This is a genomic window from Streptomyces sp. NPDC090798, from assembly GCF_044768965.1.
GTDB lineage: Bacteria > Actinomycetota > Actinomycetes > Streptomycetales > Streptomycetaceae > Streptomyces.
On sequence record NZ_JBIVXA010000009.1, the window covers coordinates 51,811 to 68,133 of the forward strand.

General features: G+C 68.3%; 15 protein-coding genes. 12 read left to right on the top strand and 3 right to left on the bottom strand.

The genetic code is table 11. The annotated features are described in order from the left end of the window. Positions 1–75 precede the first annotated feature (75 nt). From ACIQTP_RS20715 to ACIQTP_RS20745, 7 genes are all read left to right on the top strand, one after another. Entirely contained in the window at positions 76–879 is an 804-nt protein-coding gene (locus ACIQTP_RS20715; protein ID WP_403401647.1) for an enhanced serine sensitivity protein SseB, read from the top strand. Between the two features lie 198 nt (positions 880–1,077). Beyond that, complete coding sequence (locus ACIQTP_RS20720; RefSeq protein WP_403401649.1) at positions 1,078–1,878, top strand: enhanced serine sensitivity protein SseB C-terminal domain-containing protein; 801 nt, start codon at positions 1,078–1,080, stop codon at positions 1,876–1,878. 343 nt (positions 1,879–2,221) lie between these two features. Beyond that, the gene (locus ACIQTP_RS20725; protein ID WP_402045682.1) at positions 2,222–3,229 is read left to right on the top strand and encodes an ABC transporter permease; all 1,008 of its coding nucleotides are present in this window, start codon (positions 2,222–2,224) and stop codon (positions 3,227–3,229) included. Positions 3,230–3,298: 69 nt separating this feature from the next. Further along, positions 3,299–5,098 (top strand): ABC transporter substrate-binding protein, encoded by a 1,800-nt coding sequence (locus ACIQTP_RS20730; protein WP_403401650.1) that lies wholly within the window; start codon positions 3,299–3,301, stop codon positions 5,096–5,098. Positions 5,099–5,209: 111 nt separating this feature from the next. Next, positions 5,210–6,208 carry an ABC transporter permease gene (locus tag ACIQTP_RS20735; protein ID WP_060896606.1) on the top strand — a complete coding sequence of 333 codons (999 nt, stop codon included), beginning with the start codon at positions 5,210–5,212 and terminating at the stop codon, positions 6,206–6,208. Beyond that, entirely contained in the window at positions 6,205–7,299 is a 1,095-nt protein-coding gene (locus ACIQTP_RS20740; protein WP_402045689.1) for an ABC transporter ATP-binding protein, read from the top strand. The genes ACIQTP_RS20735 and ACIQTP_RS20740 overlap by 4 nt, the downstream gene beginning before the upstream one ends. Before the next feature lie 23 nt (positions 7,300–7,322). Beyond that, the gene (locus ACIQTP_RS20745; protein WP_403401653.1) at positions 7,323–8,711 is read left to right on the top strand and encodes an ABC transporter ATP-binding protein; all 1,389 of its coding nucleotides are present in this window, start codon (positions 7,323–7,325) and stop codon (positions 8,709–8,711) included. Positions 8,712–8,791: 80 nt separating this feature from the next. Here ACIQTP_RS20745 and ACIQTP_RS20750 read toward each other — a convergent pair whose 3' ends face one another. Beyond that, complete coding sequence (locus ACIQTP_RS20750; RefSeq protein WP_402045695.1) at positions 8,792–9,313, bottom strand: hypothetical protein; 522 nt, start codon at positions 9,311–9,313, stop codon at positions 8,792–8,794. A 389-nt stretch (positions 9,314–9,702) separates the two neighbouring features. Here ACIQTP_RS20750 and ACIQTP_RS20755 point away from each other — a divergent pair, with 389 nt between their 5' ends. Together ACIQTP_RS20755 and ACIQTP_RS20760 are read left to right on the top strand one after the other, a co-directional pair. Beyond that, on the top strand, positions 9,703–11,094 hold the full coding sequence (locus tag ACIQTP_RS20755) for a M1 family metallopeptidase (RefSeq protein WP_403401654.1): 1,392 nt from the start codon (positions 9,703–9,705) through the stop codon (positions 11,092–11,094). A gap of 47 nt (positions 11,095–11,141) precedes the next feature. Then, the gene (locus ACIQTP_RS20760; protein WP_402045701.1) at positions 11,142–11,807 is read left to right on the top strand and encodes a trimeric intracellular cation channel family protein; all 666 of its coding nucleotides are present in this window, start codon (positions 11,142–11,144) and stop codon (positions 11,805–11,807) included. Here the strand turns inward: ACIQTP_RS20760 and ACIQTP_RS20765 are convergent. Further along, positions 11,707–12,936, bottom strand: a complete 1,230-nt coding sequence (locus ACIQTP_RS20765) for an alpha/beta hydrolase (RefSeq protein ID WP_403401656.1) — start codon at positions 12,934–12,936, stop codon at positions 11,707–11,709. The two genes, ACIQTP_RS20760 and ACIQTP_RS20765, sit on opposite strands and share 101 nt — an antisense overlap. Positions 12,937–13,152: 216 nt before the next feature. On the opposite strand from ACIQTP_RS20765, the gene ACIQTP_RS20770 reads away from it, so the two are divergent. Next, complete coding sequence (locus ACIQTP_RS20770) at positions 13,153–14,013, top strand: thioesterase family protein (protein WP_403401657.1); 861 nt, start codon at positions 13,153–13,155, stop codon at positions 14,011–14,013. Here ACIQTP_RS20770 and ACIQTP_RS20775 read toward each other — a convergent pair. Continuing rightward, on the bottom strand, positions 14,006–14,587 hold the full coding sequence (locus ACIQTP_RS20775) for a TIGR03086 family metal-binding protein (RefSeq protein WP_403401659.1): 582 nt from the start codon (positions 14,585–14,587) through the stop codon (positions 14,006–14,008). The genes ACIQTP_RS20770 and ACIQTP_RS20775 overlap by 8 nt on opposite strands. 209 nt (positions 14,588–14,796) lie before the next feature. On the opposite strand from ACIQTP_RS20775, the gene ACIQTP_RS20780 reads away from it, so the two are divergent. Together ACIQTP_RS20780 and ACIQTP_RS20785 are read left to right on the top strand one after the other, a co-directional pair. After that, positions 14,797–15,780: a helix-turn-helix transcriptional regulator gene (locus ACIQTP_RS20780; protein ID WP_403401661.1), complete on the top strand. Its 984-nt coding sequence runs from the start codon at positions 14,797–14,799 to the stop codon at positions 15,778–15,780. Between the two features lie 125 nt (positions 15,781–15,905). Next, a complete protein-coding gene (locus ACIQTP_RS20785; RefSeq protein WP_403401663.1) occupies positions 15,906–16,280 on the top strand; it encodes a hypothetical protein in 375 nt (124 codons plus the stop codon). Positions 16,281–16,323: the final 43 nt, after the last annotated feature.

Genomic DNA, 16,323 nt, shown 5'->3' on the forward strand with positions numbered 1-16,323 from the left:
TCGTACAGGCCCACTAATCTTTCCAGCCAGAACACCAGAACAGTGGTTCACCGCAGGCGGTAGACAGGTAGACAGATGGACATCCCCGACTTCCCGGACTTCTCGGCACCGGCGTACCCGCAACCCGGCTCACACCCCCACTCGCACGGCGGCTGGCCGGGCAACGAACTGGAGGAGGTGCTCTCCGCGTCCCTCGGAGTGCCCTCGGCCGGCGGCCGCATCGTCGAGGTCCTCGGCCGCAGCTTCGTCTGGGTGCCGCTGCCCAACGGCGGCGGACCGCACGCGGGATCCCTCGACCTGCCCACCCTGGAGATCGAGGGCCAGGCGTACGTGCCGGTCTTCAGCTCCGAGGAGCAGTTCCGCCAGGTCGCCGGCAGCCATCTGTCGTACACGATCGCGCCCGCGGTCGAGTTCGCCCGCGGGCTGCCTCCGCAGGTCGGCATCGCGATCAACCCGGACGGGACGGTCGGTGTGCCGCTGCCGCCCCTCGCGGTCGCCGAGCTGTGCCGGACCGGGCGCACCCCGCTGGACGGGCCCACGAGCGGTGGCCGGGTGAAACTCTACGAGCCCGACTGGCAGGACGACCCGGTGGACTTCTTCGCCGCCGCCTCGGCCGAGTTCGCGGCGACGGGAGTCGTACGGACCGCCCGCCGCTGTCTGGCCAGCATCGAGGGCGACGACCCGGTCATGTTCGTCGGGGTCGAACTCTCGGTGTGGGAGGGAGACCTCCGCGTCCTCCCCATGGACGCCCTCTCCCGGGCCCTCTCCCGCGTCGCGGTCAAGTGGCCGGTGAACCTGGTCCTCCTCGACGTCGCCCAGGACCCGGTGGCCGACTGGATGCGAGCCCAGGTACGGCCCTTTTATCAGCAAGGCCAGTAGAAGCGCCCCGTCAGGGGCGCGGGGAACTGCGCGAGCAACCACAACGGACCTGCTGCGGCCCAAACGCAGCGAGCCCCGAGCTCCCAACGGCTTCCCCAGCGGAGCGCATTCGCCGCTTAAGCTGGTTTCATGGCTCGGCCGGGGTTCGGCCGAGGTGTTGGTCGACGTCATGATTTCTTCACGAAGGGGCGGTTGAAGGTGAGCGCGTCGGGCACGGCCGCGGCCGGTCAGGTCGAGCACATGCTGCGCCAGGTGACGCCCGGGCGTTACGACGCCTACGAGGCGCTCCTTCGCGCGCTCGCGACCCCGTCGTCCGGCCAGGTGTGGATGCTGCTCTGGCACGGCCAGGCCGGATCCCCGGACGCCCAGTACGGGAACATGGAGGTGGACGGCTTCGGCTACGCGCCGTGCGTCACGTCCGCCCAGGAACTCTCGGCCAGCGGCTGGAACCGGTCGTACGAGGTCGTCGACGGACTCGACGTGGCCCGCACCCTCTACCCCGATCACTTCGGACTCTGGCTCAATCCGCACGCCCCGGGCGGCGGGGTCGGCATCCCATGGCTCGATCTGCGCAGAATCGCGGCGGGTCTGGAGCGCCAGCCCGCCGGTCCGCTGCGACTGTCCGAACCCGGCATCGAGATCCCGCAGTTCTACGCCCTGCTCACCCAGAACGCGCATCGCACCACCGCCGTGCGCTCGCTGCGCCGTGCCTGGGTGCAGCCGGCGCTCGGGGCGCCGTATCTGGCCATCGGGCTCGACGTCTACGACACTTCGCCGCCCGCCGTCGACTCGGTGCGGGCGATGATGCAGCAGTCCATCGGCGCGGTTCCGGACGGGCTGCCCGTGTCGACCGTCGCGATGTCGGACGAGGACGACCCGGTGGCGATGTGGCTGGGCGCCAACGCGCGGCCGTTCTACGACCGCGAGGCCCACGCGGCCCCCGCCCAGGCTCCGGTGGCGGGTGGGTACGGCTATCCACCGGCACCCGGCGGATACTGATCCGCCGTCCGGCGAACCGTGAAGGATCGGCACGGGTCCTTCACCGCGGCTCTGCATTTCTTCGCGCGTAGATGGCAATGGATCGTCCGGGTAATGCCCGTATTGGCCTTCAGCGTCCCAACTGCCCCGCGTCCGACCCCCGTTACCCGCCGTCCGGATAACGGAACCCCCCTGACAGCATCACGTTTACGCATCCATTCACCGTCAAGTCTGGCTACAGATCGCCGACGCGTTGAAGACTCCCGCTCCAGGGGGTTTAGCCCCCGTGTACGACGGACTGATCACGCCGCTACGAGCGGCACGTGTGGGCCGGCTACCGCCGGTTGAGAGGGGTCCCTGCCAGATGACGGCACCATTGCACGAGCCGACCGCGGAGGCACCCCCGAGTGCGGCCGAAGAAGCGGCGGCTGCAACCGCCGGCGAGAAGGTCGTGCAGGGACGTTCCCTGGGCCGGATCGCCTGGGAGCGACTGAAGAAGGACAAGCTCGCCCTGACCGGTGGCATCGTCGTGCTCGTCCTCATCGTGATCGCCCTGCTCGCGCCAGTGATCACCAACCTGCTCGGTCAGGACCCGGACACCTTCAACGAGAAGCTGATCGACCCTCTGTTCGGCACTCCCACGGGGTCATTGGGCGGCATCAGCGGCGACCACCTGCTGGGCGTCGAGCCTGTCAACGGCCGCGACATCCTCGCCCGCATCCTCTACGGTGCCCGCGTCTCGCTCCTGGTGGGCTTCCTCTCCGCCGTCGTCGCGGTCATCCTCGGCACCGTGCTCGGCATCCTGGCGGGCTTCTTCGGAGGCTGGGTGGACTCGCTCATCAGCCGCGTGATGGACGGCCTGCTGGCCTTCCCGCAACTCCTGTTCACGATCGCCCTGGTCTCGGTGATGCCGAACAACATGCTGGGCCTGTCCGGGTCCAACGTGCGCGTGTTCGTGATGATCCTGGTCATCGGCTTCTTCGGCTGGCCCTACATCGGACGCGTGGTGCGCGGCCAGACGCTCTCGATGCGTGAGCGCGAGTACGTCGAGGCCGCGCGTTCGCTGGGCGCCGGGCGCTTCTACATCCTGTTCAAGGAGCTGCTGCCCAACCTGGTCGCACCGATCATCGTCTACACGACGATGATGATCCCCACGAACATCCTCACCGAGGCGGCACTCAGCTTCCTGGGTGTGGGCGTCAAGCCGCCCACCTCGTCCTGGGGACAGATGCTGTCGAGCGCGATCGACTACTACGAGTCCGACCCCATGTACATGGTGGTCCCTGGTGTGGCGATCTTCATCACCGTCCTTGCCTTCAACCTTTTCGGCGACGGCGTGCGGGACGCGCTGGACCCGAAGGCTTCCCGCTGAACTGCCGCACCCCAAGCGTCCCGTGGCATCGACACGGGGTCTCTCATCAAATCCGGAGGATCCGAGATCGTGACTACCCAACGCACCTCAGGGCGGCGTAAGCAGGCGTTTGCCGCCGCTGCTGCGGTCGCCGCACTGCTGACCACGGCGGCGTGCGGCGGTGGAGGCAGCGACGACAACAACGGTTCGAAGACCGGCGCCGCCGGCTTCGACGCCGCCAACAACAAGGTCGCCCAGGCCTCCCTGGTCAAGAAGGGCGGCACGCTGCGGTTCGGCGGTGCCCAGGACGCGGACTCGTGGGACACCACGCGTGGCTACTACGGCTTCATGTGGGACTTCGCGCGCTACTACAGCCGCCAGCTGGTCACGGGCAAGGCGGAGCCGGGCAAGGCCGGCGCCGAGCTGACCCCGGACCTCGCCACCGGTCTCGCCAAGGTCACCGACGACGGCAAGACCTACACGTACACCCTGCGTGACGGCATCACGTGGGAGGACGGCAAGGCGATCACGTCCAAGGACGTGAAGTACGGCATCGAGCGCGTGTGGGCGCAGGACGTGCTGTCCGGCGGTCCGACGTACCTCAAGGACTTCCTGGACCCCAAGGGCGAGTACAAGGGTCCCTACAAGGACACGTCCAAGGACAAGCTGGGCCTGAAGGCCATCACCACGCCGGACGACAAGACGATCGTCTTCCACCTCCCCAAGGCCAACTCGGACTTCCAGGAGGTGCTGGGTCTGGTCTCGGCCTCCCCGGTCCGCCAGGACATGGACACCAAGTCCAAGTACAGCCTGAAGCCGTTCTCCTCCGGCCCCTACAAGTTCGAGTCGTACAGCCCGGGCAAGAGCCTGACGCTGGTGCGCAACACGAACTGGAAGCAGTCCTCGGACCCGGTCCGCAAGGCGTACCCGGACAAGATCACCGTCCAGTTCTTCTCGGACGCCAACCAGCTGGACCAGCGCCTGCTCAACGGTGACCTGGACCTGGACATCAACCAGACCGGCATGTCCCCGCAGGGCCGCACCACCGCCCTGAAGGAGCACAAGGCCAACCTGGACAACCCGATCTCGGGTTACATCCGTTACGCGGCCTTCCCGCAGAGCGTGAAGCCGTTCGACAACGTCGAGTGCCGCAAGGCCGTGATCCTCGGTGCGGACCACGTCTCGCTGCAGACCGCGCGCGGTGGCCCGGTCGCCGGTGGCGACATCGGCACCAACATGCTCCCGCCGTCCGTCCCGGGCGCCGAGGGCCAGAAGTACGACCCGTACGGCATCTCCGGCGCCGACAAGAACGGCAATGTCGCGAAGGCCAAGGCGGCGCTGAAGGCGTGCGGCAAGCCGAACGGCTTCTCCACCACCATCGCGGTGCGCAACAACAAGCCGGTCGAGGTGGCCACGGCCCAGTCGCTGCAGGCGTCGCTGAAGAAGGTCGGCATCACCGCGCAGATCGACCAGTTCGACGGTTCGCAGACCACCGGCATCATCGGCAGCCCCGAGAACGTGAAGAAGAAGGGCTACGGCATCATCATCATGGGCTGGGGTCCGGACTTCCCGACCGTCCAGGGCTTCGGTCTGCCGCTGTGGGACAGCAAGTACATCGCGCCGAGCGGTAACAACAACTTCGCCCTGATCAACGACAAGACCATCGACGGTCTGTTCGACCAGTACGTCACCACGCTGGACGACGCGGGCAAGACCAAGCTCTCGACCGAGATCAACCACAAGGTCATGGAGGGCGCGTACTACCTGCCCTTCACCTTCGAGAAGTTCATCAACTGGCGCGGCGACAACCTCGCGAACGTCTACACGACGGACAACTACAGCGGTACGTACGACTTCGTCAACCTCGGTCTGAAGAACCCGAAGAAGTAAACCGGCACACCCGCCGTACAGGCACGAAAGGCAGGTGAAGGCCGGCGCGGCGTGGTCGCGGGCCATCGGATGACCTCCGGTGGCCCGCGGCCCCGCGGCGGGCCGTAAGCTGTGCTCGCTTACCTCATCAGGCGGCTGTTCGCCGCCGCAGTGATGCTCGTGGTCATCGTCATGGTGGTCTTCGGCATCTTCTTCCTCGTCCCCAAGTGGGCGGGCGTGGACATCGCCTCGAGCTTCGTGGGCAAGCAGGCCGACCCGGCCGCTGTCGAGGCCGTACGGCAGAAGCTGGGCCTGAGCGACCCGATCTACTCCCAGGTCTGGGAGTTCTTCAAGGGTATCTTCGCCGGACGCACCTACTCGGGCGGTGGCGACGTCACGCACTGTGCCGCGCCCTGCTTCGGCTATTCCTTCCGCAGCGAGCAGGCCGTCTGGCCGGTGCTCACCGACCGTTTCCCGGTGACCCTGGGGCTCGCGCTCGGTGCCGCCGTCCTGTGGCTGGTCTTCGGTGTCGCGGCCGGTGTGCTCTCCGCGCTCAAGCGGGGCACCATCTGGGACCGTGGAGCGATGGTCGTCGCCCTGGCGGGTGTCTCCCTCCCCATCTACTTCACCGGTCTGCTCAGCCTGGCGATCTTCGCCTTCGGCCTGAAATGGATCAACGCGCAGTACGTGCCTTTCGACCAGAGCATCAGCGGCTGGTTCGGCGGCATGATCCTGCCCTGGATCACCCTCGCGTTCCTCTACGCGGCGATGTACGCCCGGATCACCCGCGCCACCATGCTGGAGATCCTCGGCGAGGACTACATCCGCACGGCACGTGCCAAGGGCCTCAAGGAGCAGGTCGTCATCGGCAAGCACGCCATGCGCTCCACGATGACCCCCATCCTCACCATGCTGGGCATGGACCTCGGCGCCCTCATCGGCGGCGCCATCCTGACGGAGTCGACGTTCAACCTGCCCGGCCTCGGCCGCGCGGTGCTCGACGCCATCCGTAACCAGGACCTGCCCATCATCCTGGGCGTCACCCTGATCACTTCTCTCGCGGTGCTGATCGCCAACCTCGTGGTGGACGTCCTGTACGCCGTGATCGACCCCCGAGTGAGGCTCTCATGACCGAACTCAGCAAGAGCGGAGCGGTGGCCGAGCCCGTCAAGGACTCGCCCGCACCGTCCGCCTTCCTCGAAGTACGTGACCTGAAGGTGCACTTCCCGACCGACGACGGTCTGGTCAAGTCCGTCGACGGGCTCAGCTTCCAGCTGGAGAAGGGCAAGACCCTCGGCATCGTGGGCGAGTCCGGCTCCGGCAAGTCGGTGACCTCGCTCGGCATCATGGGCCTGCACACGGCCGGCCAGTACGGCAAGCGCAAGGCACAGATCTCCGGCGAGATCTGGCTGAACGGCACCGAACTGCTGTCCGCCGACCCGGACTACGTACGCAAGCTGCGTGGCCGCGAGATGGCGATGATCTTCCAGGATCCGCTGTCCGCGCTGCACCCGTACTACACGATCGGTCAGCAGATCGTGGAGGCGTACCGCATCCACCACAAGGTGGACAAGAAGACGGCGAAGCGCCGCGCGGTCGAGATGCTCGACCGGGTGGGCATCCCGCAGCCGGACAAGCGCGTGGACAGCTACCCGCACGAGTTCTCCGGCGGTATGCGCCAGCGCGCGATGATCGCGATGTCGCTGGTCAACAACCCCGAGCTGCTCATCGCGGACGAGCCGACGACCGCCCTGGACGTGACCGTCCAGGCGCAGATCCTCGACCTGATCCGGGACCTGCAGAAGGAGTTCGGCTCCGCGGTCATCGTCATCACCCACGACCTGGGCGTCGTCGCCGAACTCTCCGACGACATCCTGGTGATGTACGGCGGCCGTTGCATCGAGCGCGGTCCCGCCGAGAAGGTGTTCTACGAGCCCCGGCACCCCTACACCTGGGGGCTGCTCGGCTCGATGCCGCGCCTGGACCGTGAGCAGACCGAACGCCTCATCCCCGTGAAGGGCTCCCCGCCCTCGCTGATCAACCTCCCGTCCGGCTGCGCCTTCAACCCGCGCTGCCCGTACGCGGACGTTCCCAAGGACAACGTGACCCGCACGGTCCGTCCCGAGCTGACCGAGGTCGGCGGACGGCACTGGGCCGCCTGCCACATGACCCAGGAGCAGCGGGAACGCATCTGGATCGAAGAGATTGCGCCGAAGCTGTGAGCGAGAAAGCCAAGGACGCGGAAGTGACCATTCCCGCACAGGCACAGGACGAAGGCGGCGCCACCCTCACCAAGGACGCCGCTCCCGGTGACGTCCTGCTGAAGGTGACCGGACTGCAGAAGCACTTCCCCATCCGGAAGGGCCTGCTGCAGCGTCAGGTCGGTGCCGTGCGCGCCGTCGACGGCCTCGACTTCGAGGTGCGCTCCGGGGAGACCCTGGGCGTCGTGGGCGAGTCCGGCTGCGGCAAGTCCACGATGGGCCGGCTCATCACGCGGCTGCTCGAACCGACCGCGGGCAAGGTCGAGTTCCAGGGCAAGGACATCACGCACCTCGGTGTGAGCGGCATGCGTCCGATGCGCCGTGACGTCCAGATGATCTTCCAGGACCCGTACTCGTCACTCAACCCCCGCCACACGGTCGGCACGATCATCAGTGCCCCGTTCAAGCTGCAGGGCGTGACCCCCGAGGGCGGTGTCAAGAAGGAGGTCCAGCGACTGCTGTCGGTCGTCGGCCTCAACCCCGAGCACTACAACCGGTATCCGCACGAGTTCTCCGGCGGCCAGCGCCAGCGCATCGGCATCGCCCGCGCGCTCGCGCTCAACCCGAAGCTGGTCGTCGCGGACGAGCCGGTGTCGGCGCTGGACGTGTCCATCCAGGCGCAGGTCGTCAACCTTCTCGACGACCTGCAGCAGGAGCTCGGCCTCACGTACGTGATCATCGCGCACGACCTGTCGGTCGTCCGGCACGTCTCGGACCGGATCGCGGTGATGTACCTCGGCAAGATCGTGGAGCTCGCCGACCGCGACCTGCTCTACTCGGCGCCGATGCACCCGTACACCAAGGCCCTGATGTCCGCGGTGCCGATCCCGGACCCGAAGCGCAAGCACGCGAAGAGCGAGCGGATCCTGCTCACGGGCGACGTGCCCTCGCCGATCGCGCCGCCGAGCGGCTGCCGCTTCCACACGCGGTGCTGGAAGGCCACGGAGATCTGCAAGACGACCGAGCCGCCGCTCCTGGAGCTGAAGCCCGGCCAGCAGGTCGCCTGCCACCACCCGGAGAACTTCGAGGACCAGGCGCCGCAGGACGTGGTGCTGCTGTCCGTGGCGAAGGAGGCCGCGGCGCTCGTGGCCGACGAGGTACTGGCGGAGTCGGCGGAGACGTCGGCGGCGGTGGCCGCGGAACTGGGAACCACGGAGGAGACTCCGGAGCCCGCCGCGGAGACGACCACCGAGCCCGCCGAGGAGGCCGCCACCACGGAGGAGGCCGCCGCCGAGGAGGCCGCCATCACGGAGGAGGCCGCCGCCGAGGAGGCCGCCACCACGGAGGAGGGCGCCGCCGAGGAGGCCTCCGAAACGGTCGCCGTCGACGAGTCGGACTCGTCGGAGGAGCCGGGAACCGAAAGCCAGAAGTGAACAGGGCCGTGTGAATTCACCGAAACAAATGCCCCGGTAACCAGAGAAATGGTTACCGGGGCATTTGTATTGAAGAATTGTCAGGAACTGGTTTCCCAGTAGTGCCAGCCGACCGAAGTCGCCGGAAGCTTGGCCGTGCCCCTCGCGAGCGTCGTCACCGAGCAGTTCGGGTTCGTGCGGTTCGACTCCCATCCGACCTTGAAGCCGTTGGAGCCGTACTGCAGGTTTCCGTACTTGTTGGAGCGGATGTTGTGCGAGTACGTGTGGCCGGTCGTGACCGCCACGGACTTGGTGATGCTGCCGCTCACCGACGCCTTGGCCGAGGCGAAGAGGTAGCTCGCGCTCACCTCCAGGGAGGTGGAGAGGCTGTATGTGATGGTGGACGCCCTGGTGACGGAGGCGGTGATGGTGCCGCCCGGACCGTCCTTGAAGTAGGCCCCCGCGGCGGGAATCCGATAGGACGAGTGCGAGGTGATCAGGACCCCGTAATCGACCGGGCACGACCTTTTCGGAGTGACGACCGCCGAGGCCGGCGCCGCACCCGCGACGAGCGGCATTACTCCGGCGACGACGAGTGTGGCCAGCTTGGTTCTCTTACGCATGAATTTCCCCCATGCAAGTGGTCCGGCCTCCGTTTCGGCGGAGCCCGTCAAGCTGGAATGAGCGTATGAAGTTGACCGAGACCGGTCAATCGCATTCTGTGGAGTTGAGCAACAATTGAGCCTGCCGCTTTATGCGGTAAAGACTCGGGAATGGCAGGGTCTTGGTGCGGTCAAATGGCGGACCGTTTCCGCTCGTTCGGGGGATGCCCCGCGCCGGGGGCCCGTCGCCGGCGCGGAGTAGGGGGGGCCGGAAGCCGATGGTCAGGAGTCAACCGACAGGTAGGCCATGACGATTGGGTAAAGTCATGAACATGCCTAAGCGGAAGAGTGCAGAGTCTCGCGTGTCCAACTGATCGGGAACGATCGGAACACGTACGAAAGGGACGCTCATGGCACTCTCCCGTTCGGCACGTTTAGGGGCCCTCGCGACCGCGGCGGCCTCCTTCCTCGTCATCGCCGCCTCCTCCGCCCCGACCCCGGGTGCCGACGGCATCGGCGACTCCTACTTCCCCCAGCTCGGCAACGGCGGCTTCGACGCCCGCCACTACGACCTGAACGTGGCGTACAACCCGGACACCGACCGCCTGGACGGCCGTACGACGCTCACGGCCCGCGCCACCCAGTCCCTCTCCTCCTTCGACCTCGACCTCCAGAAACTGGAGGTCACGCGCGTCGAAGTGAACGGCAGACGCGCTGATTTCACCCGCGACGGCGACGAGATCCACATCACCCCGCACGGGGCGATCCACAAGGGCAGGACCTTCACCGTCACCGTCACCTACGGTGGCGTCCCCGAAGCCCTCAACGGTCCCATCGTCTTCGGCTCCGACTACGGGTGGATGAAGACGACCGACGGAGTCTTCGTCGCCTGTGAGCCCAACGCCGCCTCCACCTGGTTCCCCTCCAGCGACCACCCCTCCGACAAGGCCACCTACGACATCCGGATCAAGGCACCCAAGGGCCTGACGGGCGTCTCCAACGGACGGCTGATATCGACGTACGACAAGGGCGACAGCACGGTCGCGCACTGGCGCGAGAGCAGGCCGATGGCGACCTACCTCGCGACCGCGACCATCGGGAAGTTCGACGTGAGGACGGGGACGACCCCCGCCGGGACGCCGATCTACGTGGCCATCGACCCGGTGCTCGCGGGCAGCAACAGCGTCGACGTGTACGCCGTGACGGCCGAGGCCACCGACTACTGGTCGCAGGTCTTCGGGCCCTATCCCTTCGAGGAGACCGGCGCGATCGTCGACGACATGCCGGAGGCGGGATTCTCGCTGGAGGTGCAGTCGAAGCCCGCGTACTCCGCCGTGCGCTCGGAGTCGACGATCGTGCACGAGCTGGCCCACCAGTGGTTCGGCGACTCCGTGTCGGTGGAGCGCTGGAAGGACATCTGGCTGAACGAGGGCTTCGCGACCTACGCCCAGTGGCTGTGGTCCGAGCACAAGGGGATCCGCTCGGCGCACGACTCCTTCCTCGCGGGCTACAACACGCGACCCGCGGACTCCGCCTTCTGGGGGACCGTCGTCGCCGACCCGCAGCGCGACACCATGTTCGCCTCGGCGGTCTACCAGCGCGGCGCGATGACCCTCCAGATGCTGCGCGAACGCATCGGCGACACCGCGTTCTTCAAACTGCTGCCCGCCTGGACGAAGCTCCACAAGTACGGCAACGCCAACACCGCCGACTTCATCCACCTCGCCGAGAGGATCTCGGGGCAACAGCTCGACGACCTTTTCCAGACCTGGCTGTTCACCACAGGGAAACCGGCCCTGTAAGCCTTTCTTTGTAAGGTGCGAGCCCCGCGACAGGTGAAGATGTCCGGGTGCTTCAGGAACTCTTCACTCCCTCCGTCCAGCATGTGCTCGATCTCGTGGGGATCTTCGTCTTCGCGATCTCCGGTGCCCTGCTGGCCGTCCGCAAGAACTTCGACGTCTTCGGCATCGCCGTCCTCGCCGAGGTCACGGCGCTGGGCGGGGGGCTGTTCCGGGACGTGGTCATCGGAGCCGTGCCCCCGGCCGCGTTCACCGACCTCGGCTACTTCAGCACCCCGCTGCTCGCCGCCCTGCTCGTCTTCTTCCTCCATCCGGAGGTGGAGAGGATCCAGGTCGCCGTCAACGTCTTCGACGCGGCCGGGCTCGGTCTCTTCGCCGTGGCGGGCACCACGAAGGCGTACGAGTACGGCCTCGGCCTGACCCCGTCCGCCGCCCTGGGCCTGGCCACCGCGGTCGGCGGCGGTGTGCTGCGCGACGTCCTCGCCAACGAGGTGCCCTCACTGCTGCGCTGGGACCGCGATCTGTACGCGGTCCCGGCGATCGTCGGCGCCACGATGGTGGTCCTGTGCATCCGCTACGACGCGCTGTCCCCGTTCACCAGCGGGCTCGCCGCGCTCACCGCTTTCGTCCTGCGGCTGCTTGCGATGCGGTACCACTGGCGAGCGCCGCGTGCTTGGCACCGCCGGTCAACGGCGACGGAGTCGGAGACTCCTTAGCGTGGGCCCCCGGCCCGATCTGCAGGGTCAGCCAACGGAAGACCTCCGGGATCTGCGGCCGCCACAGGGCCATGTTGTGGCCGCCCGCGCTCCGCGGCAGCAGCACCACCTGCACGCTCGTCGGCGCCTTCGCGATCGACTGGAGCGCCGCGCCGGCCTCGTAGCCGTCGTGAGCCTCGCCGGAGATGTAGAGGGAGATGCGGGGCGGCGTGCGGTAGGACTTGAGCAGCAGGTAGGGATTGTTCTCCCGGCGCAGCGTCAGGCTCCGCGCCGTCAGCGAGTTGCGTTCGCCGATCGGGTCGTTGTACCCGGACATGCTCACCGCGGCCCGGAAGCGGTCGGGGTGGGCGACGGCGAGCTTGGCCGCGCAGTGCGCCCCGGCCGAGTAGCCGGCCACGCCCCAGCCGTCCGGCGCGGACTTCGCCCGGAAGTTGTCCACCACCATCTTCGGCACGTCGATGCTGAGCCAGGTGTCGGCGTTCACCTTGCCGGGCACGTTCGCGCAACCGGTGTCGGTCTTGGCCAGCAGATTCGTGCGCGGCGCCACCAGGATGAACGGCGCGACCTGCCCGTCGCGCATCAGCGGCAGCAACTGCTCATGCACCTTCAGCGAACCGAACCACGCCTTCGCCGAGCCCGGATAGCCGGGCAGCAGCTCCACGACGGGGAACTTCCGGTTGCGGTAGGCGGGCTCGTTGTACTGCGGCGGCAGCCAGACGTAGACCTCCGCGTCCACACCCGACACCTGCCCGTGCAGCTGGGTGACCTTCACCCCGCCCGCCTGGGACATACCGGGGCCGTCGGCCTGCGAGAACGTCTGGCGGACCTTGGGGAGCTTGCGCAGCGAGATACCGCCGGTGCCGTCACGGCCGAGGTTGGCGGCCGCCCGCACGTGGTTGCCCGTGCCGAGCAGGTCGGCCCAGTTGTCGTACAGGCTGTTGGCGTTGTTCACGAGCACGAAGACGAGGGTGATCGCGGTGCCCTGGGCGAACAGCAGCATCACCATCCGGGCCACGCTGCGCAGCACCTTGGGGCCGGGAATGCGCGACCACAGCACGAGGGGAAGGATCAGGGCGACCGCGACCAGGACGATGGCGGTGAGGAGGAACGGCGTTCCGGTGAGGCTCACGGTGTGTGCGGCTCTTCCTGTGACGGGCTGGGATCAACGGTCAGCAGCTGCATCGGGTTCTATGTCCTTGGAGAGGGGTATCCGATGCCGTTGGTTCACGGAAGAGTTCGGACACTTACCAAGAAATTGCCGAAATCTCACTCCCGGGTGACGGGGTTCACATGGCCGAAACAACAAAAGCTACCGCTTAGTAATTACCTGTTGTACCGTTCAGGCATGTCAGAAGCAGCTACCGCACAGGCCGCGCGCGCCGCGATCGGTGACAGCGAGTTCGACCGCGACACCGCGGTCACCCTGCGCGAACCCGGCGTCTACGACATCGACCTGTCCGCCGGATGGACCATCATCAGCGCCGTCAACGGTGGCTATCTGCTCGCCGTCCTGGGCCGCGCCCTCGCCGACGCCCTGCCGCACAGCGACCCGTTCACCGTCTCCGCCCACTATCTGACCGCGTCGCAGCCCGGCCCGGCGGTGGTCCGAACGGACGTCGTGCGGACGGGGCGGACCCTGTCGACCGGGCAGGCCTCGCTCTTCCAGTACGACGACGAGGGCCGCGAGGTCGAACGGATCCGCGTGCTCGCCTCGTACGGCGACCTCGACGCCCTGCCCGACGACGTCCGCACCACGGCGACACCGCCCGCGATCCCGCCCATGGAGCACTGCTTCGGGCCGGAGGACGGACCGGCGCCCATCGACGGCAGCTCCGCCATCACCGAGCGGCTGATGCTCAAGCTCGACCCCGCGACCCTCGGCTGGGCCCTGGGGGCGCCGTCCGGGAAGGGCGAGATGCGCTCCTGGTTCGGGCTCGCCGACGGCCGTGACCCCGACCCCCTCGCGCTGCTCCTCGCGGTGGACGCGCTGCCGCCCACCGCCTTCGAGCTCGGCATCTCCGGCTGGGTGCCGACGGTCGAACTGACGGTCCATGTGCGCTGCCGTCCGGCGCCTGGCCCGCTGCGGGTGTCGATCACCACCCGCAACCTCGCCGGCGGCTTCCTGGAGGAGGACGCCGAGGTGTGGGACAGCGCGGACCGGCTGGTCGCGCAGTCCCGACAGCTCGCCCGGGTCCGGCTCAGCTGAGCGGTCGCCGGCCCAGGTAGGCCGCGAGCCGTCCATAGGCGTCGGCCCCTTCGGGGGCCGGTACCGCCGAGTCGAACGGCAGCTCCTCGTCGTCGCGCCGCTCGTCCGGCAGCACGCGCCGGGCGATCCCGAGCGCGAACTCGGCGAGCTCCGGATCGAGTGCGAGCGGCCGTCCGAGGGACTCGGAGAGATCCCACGTGTGGGTGACGGCCTCCATCACATAGCCCGACAGGGCGATACGTCCGGGGGTCTCGCCCCAGGGCACGGTGACGAGGGCGTCCAGGCGCGCGTCGTCCGCCCAGGACTTCTGGACCTCCGTCCTGACCTCGTCGTACGCCGCGCTCCAGCGGTCGTCCTCGACGCCGTCGAGGAACGGTCGTACGGCCATTCCGTCGCCGCCCGCGCCGACCACTGCGATCCGGCGGGTACCGCCCGCGATGTGCGACAGCAGGGTCCGTACGTCGAACTCGGCGCACGGGGTGGGACCGGCGAGCTGCTCCGGGCGAACCGTCCTGACCAGGGCGGCGATCTGCTCGGTGGCGCGGGTGTAGAGGGGGCGGGGGTCGATGTTCATGGCGGACCTCTATCGGCGTAGGTGTGTCGGTGTCGGTGTCGGTGTCGGTGTCGGTGTCGGTGTCGGTGTCGTATGTCGGGTGTCGGCGTTGCGTTGTCGTGCCGTCGCGCCTCAGGTTCGCTGGATAACCTGACAGTTTCCGTCAGCATTTACGGCGAGCTCCGGTGGGCTTCGACGGGCGTGATCCGCGGTGCGCGATCCTGGTGCGCGTGAAGTCCGACCGCCTGCTCTCGATCCTTCTGCTGCTGCAGACCCGCGGCCGCGTCCCCGCACACGAACTCGCCGACCGGCTCGAGGTGTCGGTGCGCACCATCTACCGCGACATCGAGGCCCTTTCGGCCTCCGGCGTCCCGGTGTACGCCGAGCGCGGGCGGCACGGCGGCATCGAACTGCTCGCCGGATTCCGTACGGACGTCACGGGACTGACCGCCGACGAGTCCCGCGCGCTGTTCATCCTGGCCGCGCAGGGCGCGCACGCCGCGCTCGGCCTGGACGCGGCGCTGGGTTCCGCGCTGCGCAAGGTGATGGCCGCGCTGCCGGCGCCGCACCGCCCGGTTGCCGAGGTGACCAGCCGAAGGATCCTCGTCGACGCGACGCGCTGGAAGGGCGGCCCCCAGCGGGCCGTGGACCTGGAGGTGCTCCAGGACGCGGTCTTCGCCGACCGCAGGCTGCGGCTCAGCTACCGGCACGGCGGGCACACCGAGCCCAGCACCTACACCGTCGACCCGTACGGCCTCGTGTCCAAGGCGGGCGTCTGGTACCTCGTGGCCGACCGGCGCGGCGAGCCGCGGCTGTTCCGGGCCGACCGGGTGCGCTCGGCGACGCTCCTGGGCGATCCCGTGAAGCGGCGCCCGGGCGTCGAACTCGGTGACGTCTGGGAGGTGTTGCGACGCCATGTCGAGGAGCGGCCGGGCGGTCTCGATGTCACAGTTCGGGTACGGCGGGCCCGCCTCGACATGTTCCTCAGGCTCAACGCGGCCTCCCTCGCGGCGCTTCCGGAGGACGACGGCGAGAGCGAGTGGGTCCTCGCGCACCTGTCGTACGGCGCCGTCCGCGAAGCCCGCACGCTGCTGGCCTTCGTGGACACGGTGGAGGTGCTGTCGCCGCCGGAGGCGCGGGCGGAACTGGCCGCGGCGGCGGCCGCGATCGGTGCGGTGTACGGCGGGGATCGGGCCCCGCACGAGGGAAGTTGACCCACAGGTAACCACAGGTTCGGCACAGCGCGGCCCTACGTGGATCTGGTCCTCTGGCCACCGCTCATCCCGCACTCATCCGGCCTTCATCAACCGGTCCACGTGACTTGACTGGGAGTTACCTCATGAACCGTCGTGCCCGACTCGTCCCCGCCGTCGCCCTGCTGGCGCTCTCGCCGTTGCTGGCGGCCTGCGGCTCGGGCGACTCGTCGTCCTCGGACAGCGGCAACTCGAGCCAGAACTGTCAGCGGCCCTCCGGCATGCCGGGCGGAGGCCGGTCGGGCATGCCGAGGGGCGGGCGCTCCGGGATGCCCACGGGATCGCCCTCCGGGACACCGTCGAACATGCCCACCGGCAAGATGCCCTCCGGTGGTCCCTCGGGCATGCCGTCCGGCGGTCCGGGCGGGGGTCAGGGCGGCGGTCAGGGCGGCTGCGGCGGCGGCCCGGGCGGTGGCGGGCAGCCGAGTGGGCAGCCCAGCGGGCAGGCGGCACAGGGCTGAGCCCGTCCCGGTTCTCCCAGGGGTGACGTACTCGACGCCCGGG

Excerpts from the sequence above, each read along its gene's own strand:
- ACIQTP_RS20725 (WP_402045682.1), top strand. The coding sequence starts at position 2,222 with ATGACGGCACCATTGCACGAGCCGACCGCGGAGGCACCCCCGAGTGCG.
- ACIQTP_RS20740 (WP_402045689.1), top strand. The coding sequence starts at position 6,205 with ATGACCGAACTCAGCAAGAGCGGAGCGGTGGCCGAGCCCGTCAAGGAC.
- ACIQTP_RS20775 (WP_403401659.1), bottom strand. The coding sequence starts at position 14,587 with ATGAACATCGACCCCCGCCCCCTCTACACCCGCGCCACCGAGCAGATC.
- ACIQTP_RS20770 (WP_403401657.1), top strand. The coding sequence starts at position 13,153 with ATGTCAGAAGCAGCTACCGCACAGGCCGCGCGCGCCGCGATCGGTGAC.
- ACIQTP_RS20755 (WP_403401654.1), top strand. The coding sequence starts at position 9,703 with ATGGCACTCTCCCGTTCGGCACGTTTAGGGGCCCTCGCGACCGCGGCG.
- ACIQTP_RS20785 (WP_403401663.1), top strand. The coding sequence starts at position 15,906 with ATGAACCGTCGTGCCCGACTCGTCCCCGCCGTCGCCCTGCTGGCGCTC.
- ACIQTP_RS20750 (WP_402045695.1), bottom strand. The coding sequence starts at position 9,313 with ATGCGTAAGAGAACCAAGCTGGCCACACTCGTCGTCGCCGGAGTAATG.
- ACIQTP_RS20715 (WP_403401647.1), top strand. The coding sequence starts at position 76 with ATGGACATCCCCGACTTCCCGGACTTCTCGGCACCGGCGTACCCGCAA.